General features: G+C 63.0%; 13 protein-coding genes. All 13 read left to right on the forward strand.

The genetic code is table 11. The annotated features are described in order from the left end of the window. Window positions 1-5: 5 nt before the first annotated feature. The 13 genes from F1735_RS23255 (at window position 6) to F1735_RS23315 (ending at window position 14,401) form a co-directional block, all read left to right on the forward strand. The gene (locus F1735_RS23255; RefSeq protein ID WP_167239141.1) at window positions 6-197 is read left to right on the forward strand and encodes a hypothetical protein; all 192 of its coding nucleotides are present in this window, start codon (window positions 6-8) and stop codon (window positions 195-197) included. Between the two features lie 74 nt (window positions 198-271). After that, complete coding sequence (locus F1735_RS23260; protein ID WP_167239142.1) at window positions 272-1,231, forward strand: ABC transporter substrate-binding protein; 960 nt, start codon at window positions 272-274, stop codon at window positions 1,229-1,231. An 8-nt stretch (window positions 1,232-1,239) separates the two neighbouring features. Next, a complete protein-coding gene (locus tag F1735_RS23265; RefSeq protein WP_167239143.1) occupies window positions 1,240-2,766 on the forward strand; it encodes a sugar ABC transporter ATP-binding protein in 1,527 nt (508 codons plus the stop codon). Continuing rightward, window positions 2,766-3,806, forward strand: coding sequence for an ABC transporter permease (locus tag F1735_RS23270; protein ID WP_229505918.1), 1,041 nt, complete (start codon window positions 2,766-2,768; stop codon window positions 3,804-3,806). Before F1735_RS23265 ends, F1735_RS23270 begins: the two co-directional genes overlap by 1 nt. Beyond that, window positions 3,803-4,765 carry a galactofuranose ABC transporter, permease protein YjfF gene (gene yjfF, locus F1735_RS23275; protein WP_167239145.1) on the forward strand — a complete coding sequence of 321 codons (963 nt, stop codon included), beginning with the start codon at window positions 3,803-3,805 and terminating at the stop codon, window positions 4,763-4,765. Before F1735_RS23270 ends, yjfF begins: the two co-directional genes overlap by 4 nt. A gap of 54 nt (window positions 4,766-4,819) precedes the next feature. Further along, a complete protein-coding gene (locus F1735_RS23280) occupies window positions 4,820-5,773 on the forward strand; it encodes a glycoside hydrolase family 43 protein (RefSeq protein WP_167239146.1) in 954 nt (317 codons plus the stop codon). A gap of 57 nt (window positions 5,774-5,830) precedes the next feature. Further along, complete coding sequence (locus tag F1735_RS23285) at window positions 5,831-6,772, forward strand: LysR family transcriptional regulator (protein ID WP_167239153.1); 942 nt, start codon at window positions 5,831-5,833, stop codon at window positions 6,770-6,772. 28 nt (window positions 6,773-6,800) lie between these two features. Then, window positions 6,801-7,304, forward strand: a complete 504-nt coding sequence (locus F1735_RS23290; protein ID WP_167239147.1) for an acyl-CoA thioesterase — start codon at window positions 6,801-6,803, stop codon at window positions 7,302-7,304. 201 nt (window positions 7,305-7,505) lie between these two features. Next, the gene (locus tag F1735_RS38295; protein WP_167239148.1) at window positions 7,506-8,645 is read left to right on the forward strand and encodes an OmpA family protein; all 1,140 of its coding nucleotides are present in this window, start codon (window positions 7,506-7,508) and stop codon (window positions 8,643-8,645) included. Between the two features lie 201 nt (window positions 8,646-8,846). Next, window positions 8,847-10,268, forward strand: a complete 1,422-nt coding sequence (locus tag F1735_RS23300; RefSeq protein ID WP_167239149.1) for an ice-binding family protein — start codon at window positions 8,847-8,849, stop codon at window positions 10,266-10,268. Between the two features lie 29 nt (window positions 10,269-10,297). Beyond that, a complete protein-coding gene (locus F1735_RS23305; RefSeq protein WP_167239150.1) occupies window positions 10,298-11,440 on the forward strand; it encodes an OmpA family protein in 1,143 nt (380 codons plus the stop codon). A gap of 396 nt (window positions 11,441-11,836) precedes the next feature. Continuing rightward, on the forward strand, window positions 11,837-13,240 hold the full coding sequence (locus tag F1735_RS23310; protein WP_167239151.1) for an ice-binding family protein: 1,404 nt from the start codon (window positions 11,837-11,839) through the stop codon (window positions 13,238-13,240). Between the two features lie 21 nt (window positions 13,241-13,261). Continuing rightward, window positions 13,262-14,401 (forward strand): OmpA family protein, encoded by a 1,140-nt coding sequence (locus F1735_RS23315; protein ID WP_167239152.1) that lies wholly within the window; start codon window positions 13,262-13,264, stop codon window positions 14,399-14,401. Window positions 14,402-14,586: the final 185 nt, after the last annotated feature.

Raw genomic sequence — 14,586 nt, forward strand, 5'->3', positions numbered from 1 at the left:
CGCTCATGAGACAGCTCCTGGCAGCGGCGCTGATGGCGGCTTGGCGCGACGATTGCGTCGCCTGTATGGCGTGCGCGTATTGCGAGGCCATTGATCCGCCCATCGTACCCGCGCAGGCGGGCACGACGGGGCTGACAGTAAGGTTCCGAGTCGATACCGTTTTCGATATCGCATCTGTCAAAAAATTGATTGGATGACTATGTGACTTTCTCATAAGATGGGGCAATAAAAAGGAGTCCCAAATTCCACCCCCTATAAACAGGAGACAAACATGAACCTCACCCGCAGGGCCGTTCTGGCCACCGCATTGCTCGGCGCTTTCGCCGCTTTCCCGGCGCTGGCCGCCAAACCGCTGACGATCGGCTTTTCCCAGGTCGGTGCCGAAAGCGAATGGCGCACCGCCAACACCATCTCGATCAAGGACGCGGCCAAGAAGGAGGGCGTCAACCTCAAGTTTGCCGACGCCCAGCAGCGCCAGGAAAACCAGGTCAAGGCGATCCGCTCCTTCATCGCCCAGCGCGTCGATGTGATCGCCTTCTCGCCGGTCGTGGAATCCGGCTGGGAAACCGTGCTGCGCGAAGCCAAGGCCGCCAAGATCCCGGTCATCCTCACCGATCGTGCCGTCAACGTCACCGATCCGACCCTGTACGCCGCTTTCATCGGTTCCGACTTTGTTGAAGAAGGCCGCCGCGCCGCTCGCTGGCTGGTCGAACGCGCCGCCAAAACACCCGATCGCACCTTCAACATCGTCGAATTGCAGGGAACCGTCGGCTCCGCGCCGGCCATCGACCGCAAGAACGGCTTTGCCGAAGTCATCGCCGCCAACCCCAAGCTGAAAATCACGCGTTCCCAAACCGGCGACTTTACCCGCGCCAAGGGCAAGGAAGTGATGGAAGCCTTCCTCAAGGCGCAGGGCAAGGATATCCAGGTGCTGTACGCCCATAACGACGACATGGCCATCGGCGCCATCCAGGCCATCGAAGAAGCCGGCCTGAAACCGGGTGTCGATATCCTCGTCATCTCGATCGACGGCGTCAAAGGCGCGTTCCAGGCCATGATCGCAGGCAAGATGAACGTCACCGTCGAGTGCAGCCCGCTGCTCGGGCCGCAACTGATGTCGATCGCGCGCGATGTCGTGGCCGGTAAACCGGTGCCGAAGCGCATCACGACGGTCGAGGGCGTGTTCCCGGCTGAAGTGGCTGCCAAGGAACTGCCGAACCGCAAATACTAGGCCCTGCCATGATCAAGGCACCGAACGCCGCCGCTCCGGTGCTGGAGCTGCACGGCATCTGCAAGCAGTTTCCCGGCGTGAAGGCGCTCAGCGATGTGGGCCTGACCCTGTATGCGGGGCAAATCCACACGCTGATGGGCCAGAACGGCGCTGGCAAGTCCACCCTGATCAAGGTGCTGACCGGCGTGTACGCGCCCGACAGCGGCGCCATTGTCATGGAAGGGCGGGAAATCCGGCCCGGCTCGACCCAGGATGCGCAGCGCCTGGGCATCAGCACGGTGTACCAGGAAGTCAATCTGTGCCCGAACCTGTCGGTGGCCGAGAATATCTTCATCGGCCGCTATCCGCGCAAGTTCGGCATGCTGGACTGGGGCGGCATGCGCGCGCAGGCCGCCAGGCTGCTGGAACAGCTGGACGTGCGCATCGACGTGCGCGCCCAGTTGTCCAGCTTTCCGCTGGCGATCCAGCAGATGGTGGCAATTTCGCGCGCGCTCAATATTTCGGCGCGCGTGCTGATTCTCGACGAGCCGACCTCCAGTCTCGACGAGGCCGAAGTGCAGTTGCTGTTCCGTGTGCTGCGCAAACTGCGCGACCAAGGCATGGCGATCCTGTTCGTGACCCATTTCCTGGACCAGACCTACGCGATTTCGGACCGCATCACCGTCATGCGCAACGGCGAGCGCGAGGGCGAGTACGCTTGCGCCGAGCTGTCGCGCCTGGCGCTGGTGAACAAGATGGTCGGCGCGCCCGACGCCAGCGAGCATCCGGCCGAGCTGGTGCATCCGGGCGTCGCCGGGGAAGCGCCGCCAACCTTGCTGCAAGCGCGTGGGCTGGGGCGCAAGGGGGCGCTGGCGCCGCTCGACCTGGATATCCGCGCTGGCGAAATGCTGGGCCTGTGCGGACTGCTCGGTTCCGGCCGCACCGAGGCGGCGCGCCTGCTGTTCGGGGCCGACAAGGCCGACAGCGGTACGCTGCGCATCGGTACCCGCAGCCACCCCTTCGGCTCGCCGCGCGACGCGATCGAAGCGGGCATCGGCTTTTGCTCGGAAGACCGCAAGCACGAAGGCGCCATCCTCGAGCTGTCGGTACGCGAGAACATGATGTTGGCCTTGCAGGCGCGCGCCGGCATGCTGCGCGCCATTGCGCTGCATCAGCAAGAGGCGCTGGCGCGCGACTATGTCAAGTGGCTGGGCATCAAGACGGCCGATATCGACACGCCGATTGGTTCCCTGTCGGGCGGCAACCAGCAAAAAGTGCTGCTGGCGCGCTGGCTGGTGACCAGGCCGGCGATGCTGATCCTCGACGAACCAACGCGCGGCATCGACGTGCGCGCCAAACAGGAAATCATGGATTACGTGAGTGGACTTTGTCGTAAAGGGATGGCAATTCTGTTCATCTCCTCCGAACTCCCCGAAGTTTTGCGCTGTAGCGACCGCCTGGTCGTCCTCCGGGACCGCAAGGCCTGCGGCGAATACCAGCGCGGCGAACTGGACGACACGTCCGTGCTGCAAGTGATCGCAGGGGAAGCGGCATGATGGCCTCGCCGGCCCAGGGCGCCGCAAAAGACAACGCCACGCCGGCGCTGGCGTCGCTGCTGCGCCATCCGCTGTTGCGCCCGCTGGCGGCGCTGGCGCTGCTGCTGTTGATCGACCTGGTCGCCATTCCCGGTTTCTTTCACGTCTCCATCAAGGATGGCCACCTGTACGGCAGCCTGATCGACATCGTCAACCGCGCCGCCCCGCTCATGCTGGCCGCGCTCGGCATGACCCTGGTGATCGCCACGCGCGGCATCGATATTTCGGTGGGCGCGGTGGTGGCGCTGTCGGGCACGGTGGCGGCCATGCTGATCGGCGGCGGCCCGCAAGCCGACACGCCGCTGGTCTGGGCCATGGCGGGGGCCATCGGCGCGGCCCTCGTGTGCGGGCTGTGGAACGGCGTGCTGGTATCAAGCCTGGGTTTGCAGCCGATCGTCGCCACCCTGATCCTGATGGTGGCGGGCCGGGGACTGGCGCAGTTGCTCACCGATGGACAGATCGTCACGGTCTACTACGCCCCCTTCTTTTTCCTCGGCGGCGGCTATGTTGCCGGCCTGCCGTTTTCGCTGACCGTGGTGGCGCTGGTGTTCGCGGTCATCGCGTTGATGATGCGCAAGACCGCGCTCGGCCTGTTCATCCAGGCGGTCGGCATCAACCCGGTGGCGGCGCGCCTGGCGGGCCTGAAGACGGCCTCGCTGATCATGTTCGTGTACGTGTTCTGCGCCGCCTGCGCCGGCCTGGCCGGGCTGATGATCAGCTCGAATATCAAAAGCGCCGACGCCAACAATGCCGGCCTGCTGCTCGAACTCGACGCCATCCTGGCCGTCACCCTGGGCGGCACCTCGCTCGCTGGCGGCAAGTTCAGCCTGGTCGGCAGCGTGATCGGCGCGCTCATCATCCAGACCCTGACCTACACCATCTACTCGCTCGGCGTGCCGCCGGAAGTGAACATGGTGGTCAAGTCGGTGGTCGTGTTCCTGGTCTGCCTGTCGCAATCGGCGGAGTTCAAACAATTGTTTTCGCGTGCGAGGAGTGCATGAAGTCGCCTTACTTTACGCCGCTGGTCACGCTCGTCCTGCTGCTGGCCATGCTCGGCATCGGCGGCGCCGTGTATCCGGGCTTGCTGTCGGTCCAGGTGATCCTGAATTTGCTGATCGATAACGCCTTCCTGCTGGTGCTGGCGATCGGCATGAGCTTTGTGATTTTGTCCGGCGGCATCGACCTGTCGGTCGGCTCGGTGCTGGCGCTGGCCACCATGATCTCGGCCTGGCTGCTGCAGGTGGCGCACTGGCCGCCGCTGGCGGTGATCGCCCTGGTCCTGCTGCTGGGGGCGCTGTTCGGCGGCGGCATGGGCGCCATGATTCATTACTTCAAACTGCAAGCGTTCATCGTGACCCTGGCCGGCATGTTCCTGGCGCGCGGCCTGTGCTACCTGATCAGCATCAACTCGATCACCATCGACGATCCGCTGTACCTGGCCATGTCGCAAACCCAGCTCGGCTTGTTGGGCGGCTTTGTGTCCCCGAGCGCGCTCATTGCACTGGCGATGCTGGCGCTGGCCATTTTCCTGGCCCACTTTACCGCCTTCGGGCGCGGCGTGTACGCCATCGGCGGCAACGAGCAATCGGCCCTGATGATGGGCTTGCCGGTGGCGCGCACCAAGGTGCTGGTGTACGCCTTCAGCGGCTTTTGCGCGGCGCTGGCGGGCGTGCTGTTTTCGTTTTACATGCTGTCCGGCTACGGCCTGCATGCCCAGGGCACCGAGCTGGACGCCATCGCGGCGGTGGTGATCGGCGGCACCTTGCTCAGTGGCGGGTATGGCTACGTGGCCGGGGCGCTGTCCGGCGTGCTGGTGCTGGGCACGATCCAGACCCTGATCGCCTTCGACGGCACGCTCAGCTCGTGGTGGACCAGGATCGTGATCGGCGCCTTGCTGTTCATCTTCTGCGTGGTGCAGCGCCTGATGGCCATGGGCGCGGCGCGGCGCGCGGCGGCCTGACGCGCCCCGGCCTGACGCTGATCTCATTCCAACTACCAGCAACAGGAGACAAGCATGATCAAATTCGGATTGAGCGCACTCGCGCTCGGCTTCGCCACGGGCCTCGCTTCGGCCGCCAACCCCATCATCAGCAATATCTTCACGGCCGACCCGGCCGCGCTGGTCGACAAGGGCCGCGTGTATCTGTACGTCGGCCACGACGAGGCGACAGCGGACGGCAAGGATTACGTGATGAATGAATGGCGCGTGTATTCTTCGTGCGACATGAAAACCTGGAAAGAGCACGGCTCGCCGCTGCAGTTTTCCACCTTCAAATGGGCCGGGCGCGATGCCTGGGCTGGCGATGTGACCAAGCGCGACGGCAAATACTATTTCTATTCCACGGTCGACCACAAGACCATTCCCGGCAAGGCCATCGGCGTGGCCGTCTCCGACAGCCCGACCGGCCCGTTCGTGGACGCGCGCGGCAGCGCCCTGGTCAGCAACGACATGAGCAAGCACACCGACATTTTGTGGGACGACATCGATCCGGGCGTGTTCATCGATACCGATGGCCAGGCCTGGCTGTACTGGGGCAATACGGTGCTCAAGTACGCCAGGCTCAAGCCCAATATGAGCGAGCTGGACGGCCCGATCATGCGCCACGCGATCGATTCCTTCACCGAAGCGCCATACGTACACAAGCGCGGCGCCACGTATTACCTGTCGTACTCGCGCTTTTTCCCCGAAGAGATGGTCTACGCCACCAGCGGCAGCCCGGCCGGCCCGTGGACCTTCAAGGGCGTGATCATGGACAAGAACGACAAGGTGAAGACGATTCACCAGGCCATCATCGACTTCAACGGCAAGTCCTATGTGTTCTATCACAATGCCAACTTGCCCGGTGGCGGCGAATTCCGCCGTTCAGTGGCGGTCGAGGAACTTCATTACAAGCGCGATGGCGGCATCCAGTTCGTGGCGCAGACGGCCAGCGGGCCGGCCGCCAACCCGTCGCCGGGCTGCCAATGATATCCAGATCGGTATGTTGCAAAGCATACCGATATCAATCGGGGGTATGATTCCATGATGGAGACACTCAACCCCAACTGGTTTTTGAAGGCGCGCCTGAAAACGCGTCAACTGCTGCTGCTGATCGCGCTCGACGACCACCGCAACATCCACCGCGCCGCCGAGGCGCTGCACATGACCCAGCCGGCGGCGTCGAAACAGGTCAAGGATCTGGAAGATATGCTCGACGTCAAGCTGTTCGAGCGCCTGCCGCGCGGCATGGAGCCCACCATGTTCGGCGAAACCATGGTGCGCCACGCCCGCATGGCGCTGACCAGCCTGGCGCTGGCGCATGACGATATCGTCGCCCTCAAGGCCGGGCTGGCCGGGCAGGTCGAGGTGGGCGTGATCATGACGCCCGCCATGGCGCTGCTGCCGCGCGCGATCGCGCGCATCAAGGAGCAGGCGCCGATGCTGCGGATCGGCGCGCTTATGGAGACGAGCAATATTCTGATCGACAAGTTGCAACACGGCATGCTCGACTTCATGATCGGGCGCATCCTCGAAAAAGACAATTCCGCCGGCCTGATCTACGAAGAACTGAACGAGGAGCCGGCCTGCGCGGTCGTGCGGGTCGGCCATCCATTGCTCGATGCCGGCCAGCTGGAACTGACGCACATCGCCGACCAGCCCTGGATCCTGCCGCCGCATGGCAGCATCTTGCGGCACCGCTTCGACATGATGTTCCGCCGCGCCGGGCTCGACATTCCCGTGAACGTGGTCGACACCACCGCGCTGCTCTTGATCACGGCGCTGCTGCAGCAGACCGATTCGCTGCATGTGATGCCGGTCGAGGTGGCGCGCTATTACGCCTCGCTCAAGGTGCTGAGCATCCTGCCGATCGAGTTGCCGTGCAAGATGGATGCCTTCGGTATCATTCGCCAGAAAGACCATTTGCTGTCGCCGGGCGCGGAGCTGCTGTTGCAGGCGGTGCGCGAGACGGCGCAGGAAATGATTTGAGTCTCCCACCACTTTTGCGAGCATTTCGATGAGCAACGACACCACCCCCGCGCGTCCGCGCGAGATCACCCTGCGTTTCCTGGCCGAGCCGACCGACGTCAACTTCGGCGGCAAGGTCCACGGCGGCGCCGTAATGAAATGGATCGACCAGGCCGGCTACGCCTGCGCGGTCGGCTGGAGCGGCTATTACTGCGTCACCGTGTATATCGGCGGCGTGCGCTTCTATAAACCCATCTTCATCGGCCAGATCGTCGAAGTGACAGCGATGATTGTCCATACAGGCAACTCCAGCATGCACATCGCCATCGATGTTTCGGCTACCGAGCCGAAGACCGGTGCGCGCAAGCGCACCACGCGCTGCCTGGTGGTGTTCGTGGCGGTCGACAATGCCGGCGACAGCGTCAACGTGCCGTCCTGGACCCCGGTCGACGAGGACGACAAGCGCTTCGAACAGTACGCCATCCATATGGCGGCGTTGCGTAAAGAGCAAGAGGAAGAGTTGCTCGCTACCGAAACAAGCCCGGCTGTGTGACAATGGCGCCACACTTTGTGATTTTGAGGTGAAAATTATTCAGTTTCCAAACGGTTATGTTCGCTACCGAACCGAACCTGTGTTGTGATTACGGAATAGTAGATACCGAGCTAAGCACAAAGGCATTAGCGATAACGACATCAGCGATAAACCAAACGGGCAGGCCAAGCCTGCCCCAACACACATACGAGAGAATACAATATGACCCTGACTAAGAAAATCGGTACTCTGAGCGCAATCGGTTTCGCCATGCTGGCAGCACAAGCATCGGCACAAGACCAATTCGTGAATCCAGAGTGGGCAAACACCGCGACCTACATCGGCGCCGGTATCGGCCAGTCGCGCAGCTACACCAAAGCGGCTCCAGTAATCAAAAACCTGAACAGTCAAGGCGGGTTCGTCAATTCGTGGAGCACCGACGAAAAAGACGTTGGTTACAAATTGTTCGTTGGCAAGCAACTGAGCCGCTACTTCGCAGTGGAAGCTGGTTTCTTTGACCTTGGCAACTTCAACGTCCAAACCCGTAACAACCTGGGCGGCGTGATGAACGCTGAACAGAAGTACAAAGGCGTGAACCTGGACTTGATCGCGCAAGTACCGATGAGCGAGCGTTTCTCGGTCTACGGCCGTGCCGGTATGCATTACACCAAAGCGACCACCGAATTCTCGGGTAACCGCGCTGTTGGCCTGTTCGCTGGTAAATCGAGCGAGAAGAAGCTGAACCCGAAATTCGGCGTTGGCCTGGAATACAAATTCACCGAAGCGCTGGCCCTGCGCGCCGAAGCTGAAAACTATCGCATCGACGACGCACTGCGCAGCAACGGCAACACCAAGCTGTACTCGATGAACCTGGTCTACAAACTGGGTCGTCCGGCAGCATCGGCGCCAATGCCGGCACCAGCGCCAGCACCAATGCCGGAAGCGACGCCAGCACCGGCGCCAGCACCAATGCCAGCACCAGCGCCGGCCCCGGTGCCAGTGTCGGAAAAGGTCTCGTTCGCTGCTGAAGCCCTGTTCGACTTCGACAAATCGGTTGTCAAGCCAGAAGGCAAAGCAGCCCTGGACGATCTGCTGAACAAGCTGCAAGGCATGAACACCGAAGTCATGGTTACCGTTGGCCATACCGATTCGGTCGGTTCGGACGCTTACAACCAGAAACTGTCGCTGCGCCGCGCTGAAGCTGTCAAAGCTTACATCGTGTCGAAAGGTGTTGAAACCTCGCGCGTCTACACCGAAGGCAAGGGCGAGTCCCAGCCAGTTGCTGACAACAAATCGGCTGAAGGCCGCGCTAAAAACCGTCGCGTGACGGTTGAAGTGGTCGGTACCCGTACCGCCAAGTAATCCTTCGCCTCACTAAAAAAGCCGCCGCGCCCCTTGGGGCCGGCGGCTTTTTTGCGTTGACCGCTGAGAGTGTTGTTGGAGTAATGAATATTCCTTGTTTTAAAATCCTATGTACGTTGGCGAACGGAGCCGGGCGTGACAAAAGGCAATAGTGGCTGACGTTGCTGTTTTCCGGCTACAAGCTCACCCGAAGGAACCAGAATGACTATCAAAAAACATGCGAAGGCACTCATGTGCATCGCCGGATTGCTCGCAGTCTCCTTCCTCGCCGCATGCGGCGGGGGCGGGGACCAGGGGCGCGATCCGATTCTCGGCCAGGCCGCCGCCAACCTGGTCAGCGTTGCCGTCACACCCGCCAACGCCACCGTGCTGACTGCCGAGACGCGTCAGTTCACCGCTACCGCCACCTACGCCGATGGCTCGTCGCGCGATGTGACGGCCGACTCGGCCTGGTTGTCGGCCTCGCCCGGCATTGCCGGCGTGACCCCGGCCAAAGGCCTGGCCACCGGCATCAGCTCCGGCAGCGCCGCCATCAGCGCCACCTTTGCCAGCAAAACCGGGGCCGCCACCCTGGTCGTGACGACCCCCTTGCCGCCGCCGCCGCCCGTGGTGACCTTGTTGTCGATCACGGTGACGCCGTCGACGGCGACCATCGCGCCCGGTGCGACCCAGCAATTTGTCGCCATCGGCAACTACTCGGATAAATCGACCGCCATCATCACCAATTCGGTGACCTGGACGTCGGGCACGATTGCCAATGGCACCATCGCCGCCTCCGGCATGGCGACCGGCGTCGCAGCCGGCAGCACCACCATCAGCGCCAGCAGCGGCGGCCAGATCGGCGGCGCCGTGCTCAACGTCACCGTGCCACCCGTGATTCCGGTCACGCCACCGGTCACCCCACCGGTCACCCCACCGGTCACGCCACCGGTCACGCCACCGGTTGTGCCGCCTGTTGTCGTCGGTCCGATCGAACCTCCCGGCGTGCCGCAGGTGCCAACCGTCCCACCGGTCGTTCCGCCAGCCGCCGGCATCAGCCTCGGTCGCGCCGCCAGCTTTGCCGTGCTCGCGGGTACCTCGATTACCAATAATTCCGGTGGCACGACCCTGGTCACCGGCGACGTCGGCGCGCCTTCGCAAACCGTGGCGCCGGTCCAGGCTGCCGGTTACGCCAACTACAGCTCGGGCCAGATCCTGGCCGGCGCGCTGGAAGACTTGCAGATTGCGGTCACCAGTGCCAACGGGCAAACCTGCACCGTCAATTCGGCCTCGGGCGTCGATCTCGGCGGCCTGGTGCTCACTCCCGGCGTGTATTGCTATGCCGGCGCCATCAGCATTACCGGCACCTTCACGCTCAACGGTCCGGGCGTGTACATCTTCCGCACCGCCTCCACGCTCAACAGCACGGCCAACGCCGTGGTCGCTCTGAGCGGCGGCGCCTCGGCTTCCAGCGTGTACTGGATCCCGGCCGGACCGACCACCCTGGGCGCGAACGGCGTCTTCAAGGGATCGATCCTGAGCCAGTCGGCCGCCATTACCGTCGGCGACAACACGACCCTGCTGAGCGGCCGTGCGCTGAGCGGCGCCGCGGTTACCCTGCGCAATAATCAGATCAGCAAATAAGCCGACCTTCCATTTTCCGAAAGAACATCATGACATTAGCAAAACACATCGGCGCCCTGAGCGTCATCGGCTGCGCCCTGGTGGCGAGCCAGGCCGCCCGCGCCGACGAGCCCTTCGTCAACCCGGAGTGGGCCAACAGCGCCTGGTACATCGGTGCCGGCATCGGCCAGTCGCGCGCCAACATCGACAATGAACGCCTGACCCGCAGCCTGACCGCCAACGGCGCCAGCCTGTCATCCTTCAAGGTCGACGAGCGCGACCTGGCCTACAAGCTGTACGTCGGCAAGCAACTGAACCGCTACTTTGCGCTCGAGGCCGGCTTTTTCGACCTGGGCAAGTTCGGCTTCGACGCCACCACCTCGCAAAATGGCCGGCTGGTCGGCGAAGCGGGTTTTCGCGGCGTCAACATGGACCTGGTGGGGCAGTTGCCCCTGTCCGAGCGCTTCTCGGTGCTGGGCCGGGTCGGCATGAACTACGCCAAGGCCAGCACCCACTTCAGCGGCAACCGCCTGTTCGCGGTGACCAATCCCAACCCGAGCGAGCGCAAGCTCAATGCCAAGGCGGGGCTGGGGCTGGAATTCAAATTCAGCGAAGCGCTGGCGCTGCGCGCTGAAGTGGAGCGCTACCGCGTCAACGACGCCGTCGGCAATCGCGGCGATGTCGACATGGCGTCGCTGAATCTTGTGTACAAGCTCGGCCGTCCGGCGGCCAGCCGCCCGGTCCCGGTCGTGCCGATGACGCCGGCCGCGCCGAGCGTGGTGCCGGCGCCGGCCATCGTCCAGCCGGCCCCGGCCGCGCCGGTCGTCGTCTCGGAAAAAGTCTCGTTCGCCGCCGAAGCGCTGTTCGACTTCGACAAATCGGTGGTCAAGCCGGAAGGCAAGGCTGCCCTGGACGATCTGCTGAACAAGCTGCAAGGCATGAACACCGAAGTCATGGTCACCGTTGGCCACACCGATTCGGTCGGTACCGACGCCTACAACCAGAAACTGTCGCTGCGCCGCGCTGAAGCGGTCAAAGCCTACATCGTCTCGAAAGGTGTTGAAAGCGCGCGCGTCTACACCGAAGGCAAGGGCGAAACGCAAGCGGTCGCCGACAACAAAACCGCCGAAGGGCGCGCCAAAAACCGCCGCGTGACGGTGGAAGTGGTCGGCACCCGCAGCGTCAACAAGTAACTCAACCGCAACAATTTCTTAGCCGAGGTCAGACCCTCATGGCGTTAAGTTAAGCGGCATTCTGGCCACAAACCTAAAAACCGTCTTTCCCGCGCAGGCGGGAATCCATAGCACCTTCGCTCATCATAGGTGCTATAGATTCCCGCCTGCGCGGGAAAGACGGAGCTTCAGTTAACGCCATTAAGGTCAGACCCCGGTGTCACCCGCCGGCATCCCTTCTTTCCCAAACTTGGGCGAGAACGGACCCCGGCGGGACATTTCCGTTGTATTTAAGTACAATGTTGCCGATCTTTAAGTCGTTATGTTCGCTATCGCACAGAATGGTGCGGTGCGTAAGTTAATCATGTCGCATACACCTCGTAACGGCGAGAAATTTTCATTCCCAAGGACGCTTTAATGAACATCCAAAAATATACAAGAACTTTGCTCTGCACAAGCGGCTTGCTGGCCGCGGCGGTGCTCACCGCCTGCGGCGGCAGCAGCGATCATGGCCGTGATCCGATCCTGGGCCTGCCGGCTGCGGAATTGGTCAGCGTCAGCGTCACCCCGGCCACGGCCACCGTACTGGTCGGCGCCAGCCAGCAATTCCTGGCCACGGCCAGCTACGCCGACGGTACCTCGCGCAACGTGACCGAGCTGTCGACCTGGGCCTCGGCCTCGCCGGCCATCGCCCGCGTTACCCCTGCGGGCGGCCTGTCAACCGGCCTGACCCCTGGCAGCGCCGCCATTACGGCCGCTTTCGGTGCGAAAACCGGCGCCGCCACCCTGCGGGTCGAGGCCATGACGCCCGTCACGCCACCCGTGGTGGTGAGCCTGACCGGCCTGTCGGTGACCCCGGGCAGCGCCAGCGTCCGTGTCGGCGCCAGCCAGCAGTACACCGCCATCGCCACCTATTCCGACAGCTCGACGGCCGTCATCACGAACAATGTGAACTGGGTGTCGGGCAGCACGGCAATTGCCACCATCGCCCAATCGGGCAGCGCCACCGGCGTCGCCGTCGGCAATGCCGTGATCACGGCCAGCTCCGGCGACAAGAGCGCCACCGCAGCGCTGACTGTCACGCCTGCGCTGATCATCGACCCGCCGCCGGTCGTCGTGGTGCCGCCTGTCGTCGTTCCACCAGTCGTGGTGCCGCCAGTCGTGGTGCCGCCAGTGACCGTACCGCCGGTCACCACGCCACCGATAGTTGACTTCCCAAGCGATGGCGGCATTGGCCTGGGCAGCATCAACGAATTCGCCGTGCTGGCGCGCACCACCATTACCAACAACGCCGGCGGCACGACCTTCGTGACCGGTAACGTTGGCGGCCCTGTGCAAAATGTCGAACCGCCGCAAGCGATCGGCTACATCAACGTCAAATCGGGTTTCGAGCTGAGCCGTCCTTTCGAGGACCTGCAAGTGGCCGTTATCAATGGTAACAACCGTCCTTGCACCGTCCTCTCGGATACCGGCATCGAACTCGGCGGCCTGGTGCTCAAACCTGGCGTGTACTGCTACTCGGGCGCCATCAACCTGACCGGCAAGCTGACCCTGAACGGCGGCGGCGCTTACATCTTCCGCGCCAAGTCGACCCTGACCACGGCTGCCAATTCGATCGTCGAACTGACCAATGGCGCGTCGCACAACAATGTGTTCTGGATTCCGTTCGGCGAAACCAATCTGGGCGCCAAGAGCGCGTTCCAGGGCACGATCCTCGCCGGTGGCGAAGACATCAAGGTTGGCGACGGTGCGTCGGTCCTGAACGGTCGTTTGTTGAGCGGCAAGGCTGTCGTCCTGCTCAACAACAAAATCACCAAGTAAAAAAACTTTCGAGAGAATACAATGACATTCACAAAAAAAGCCGGCCTCGTGGGCGCCATCGGCTGCGCCCTGGTAGCCGGCCAGGCGACGGCGGCGGACGACGTCTTCATCAATCCGGAATGGGCGAACAGTGCCTGGTACGTGGGCGGCAATGTCGGCCAGTCGCGCGCCAACATCGACGACGTGCGCCTGATCCGCAGCCTGACCGCCAACGGCGCCGCGCTGACCAACTTCACGGCCGATGAAAAAGATGTTGCTTACAAGCTGTACGTCGGCAAGCAACTGAACCAGTATTTCGCGGTGGAAGCGGGCTTGTTCGACCTGGGCAAGTTCGGCTTCAAGTCGACCACCACCCAGAATGGCACGCTCAACGGCGAAGCCGGTTTCCGTGGCGCCAACCTGGACCTGGTGGCGCAAGTGCCGTTGTCGCAGCGTTTCTCGGTGTTCGGCCGCGCCGGCATGAACTATGCCAAGGCCACCACGCGCTTTAACGGCAACCGCCTGTTCGCCGTGACCAATCCGAGCCCGAGCGAGCGCAAGCTCAACGCCAAGGCCGGCTTCGGCCTGGAATACAAGTTCAGCGAAGCGCTGGCCTTGCGCGGTGAAGTCGAGCGTTACCGTGTCAACGACGCCGTGGGCAACCGCGGCGATGTCGACCTGTTCTCGGTCGGCCTGGTCTACAAGATCGGTCGTCCGGCCGCCCGCCCGGTTGCCGCTCCGGTTGAACCGCCGCCGCCGGCGGTAGTGCCGACCGTCGCGCCAGCGGCGGCCCAGCCGCCGGTCGAGCCAGCCAAGCCGGTGCCGACCTCGGAAAAAACCACCTTCTCGGCCGAAGCCCTGTTTGCCTTCGACAGCGCAGTGCTGCGTCCGGCGGGCAAGGCATCGCTCGACGAGTTGCTCGGCAAGCTGCAAGGCATGGATACCGACGTCATGATCACGGTCGGCCACACCGACTCGATCGGCAGCAACGCGTACAACGACAAGTTGTCGCTGCGCCGCGCCGCGTCGGTGAAGACCTACCTGGTATCGAAAGGCGTCGACGCCGCGCGCGTGTACACCGAAGGCAAGGGCGAAACCCAGCCGGTAGCCGACAATAAAACGGCTGAAGGCCGCGCCAAGAACCGCCGCGTGACGGTGGAAGTGGTCGGCATGCGCCGCTAAGCCGATCCGGCTTGCTGTGCAAAAAACCGCCCGGCCTCGCGCCCGGCGGTTTTTTTATGTGCGCCCAGCATGGGCGCACTCTTGGAGGTGCAAGTCCTCCCGCAAGCTGACCACAGTGAGCGAAGTGAAGCGCAACTGCGGAAGGGCGACCGACTGTGGGGAGGAAGCGTGGAGCGAAACTGCGA

The sequence above is a fragment of the Massilia genomosp. 1 genome (assembly GCF_011682185.1).
In the GTDB taxonomy this organism is placed as follows: Bacteria; Pseudomonadota; Gammaproteobacteria; order Burkholderiales; family Burkholderiaceae_D; genus Telluria_A; species Telluria_A rubra.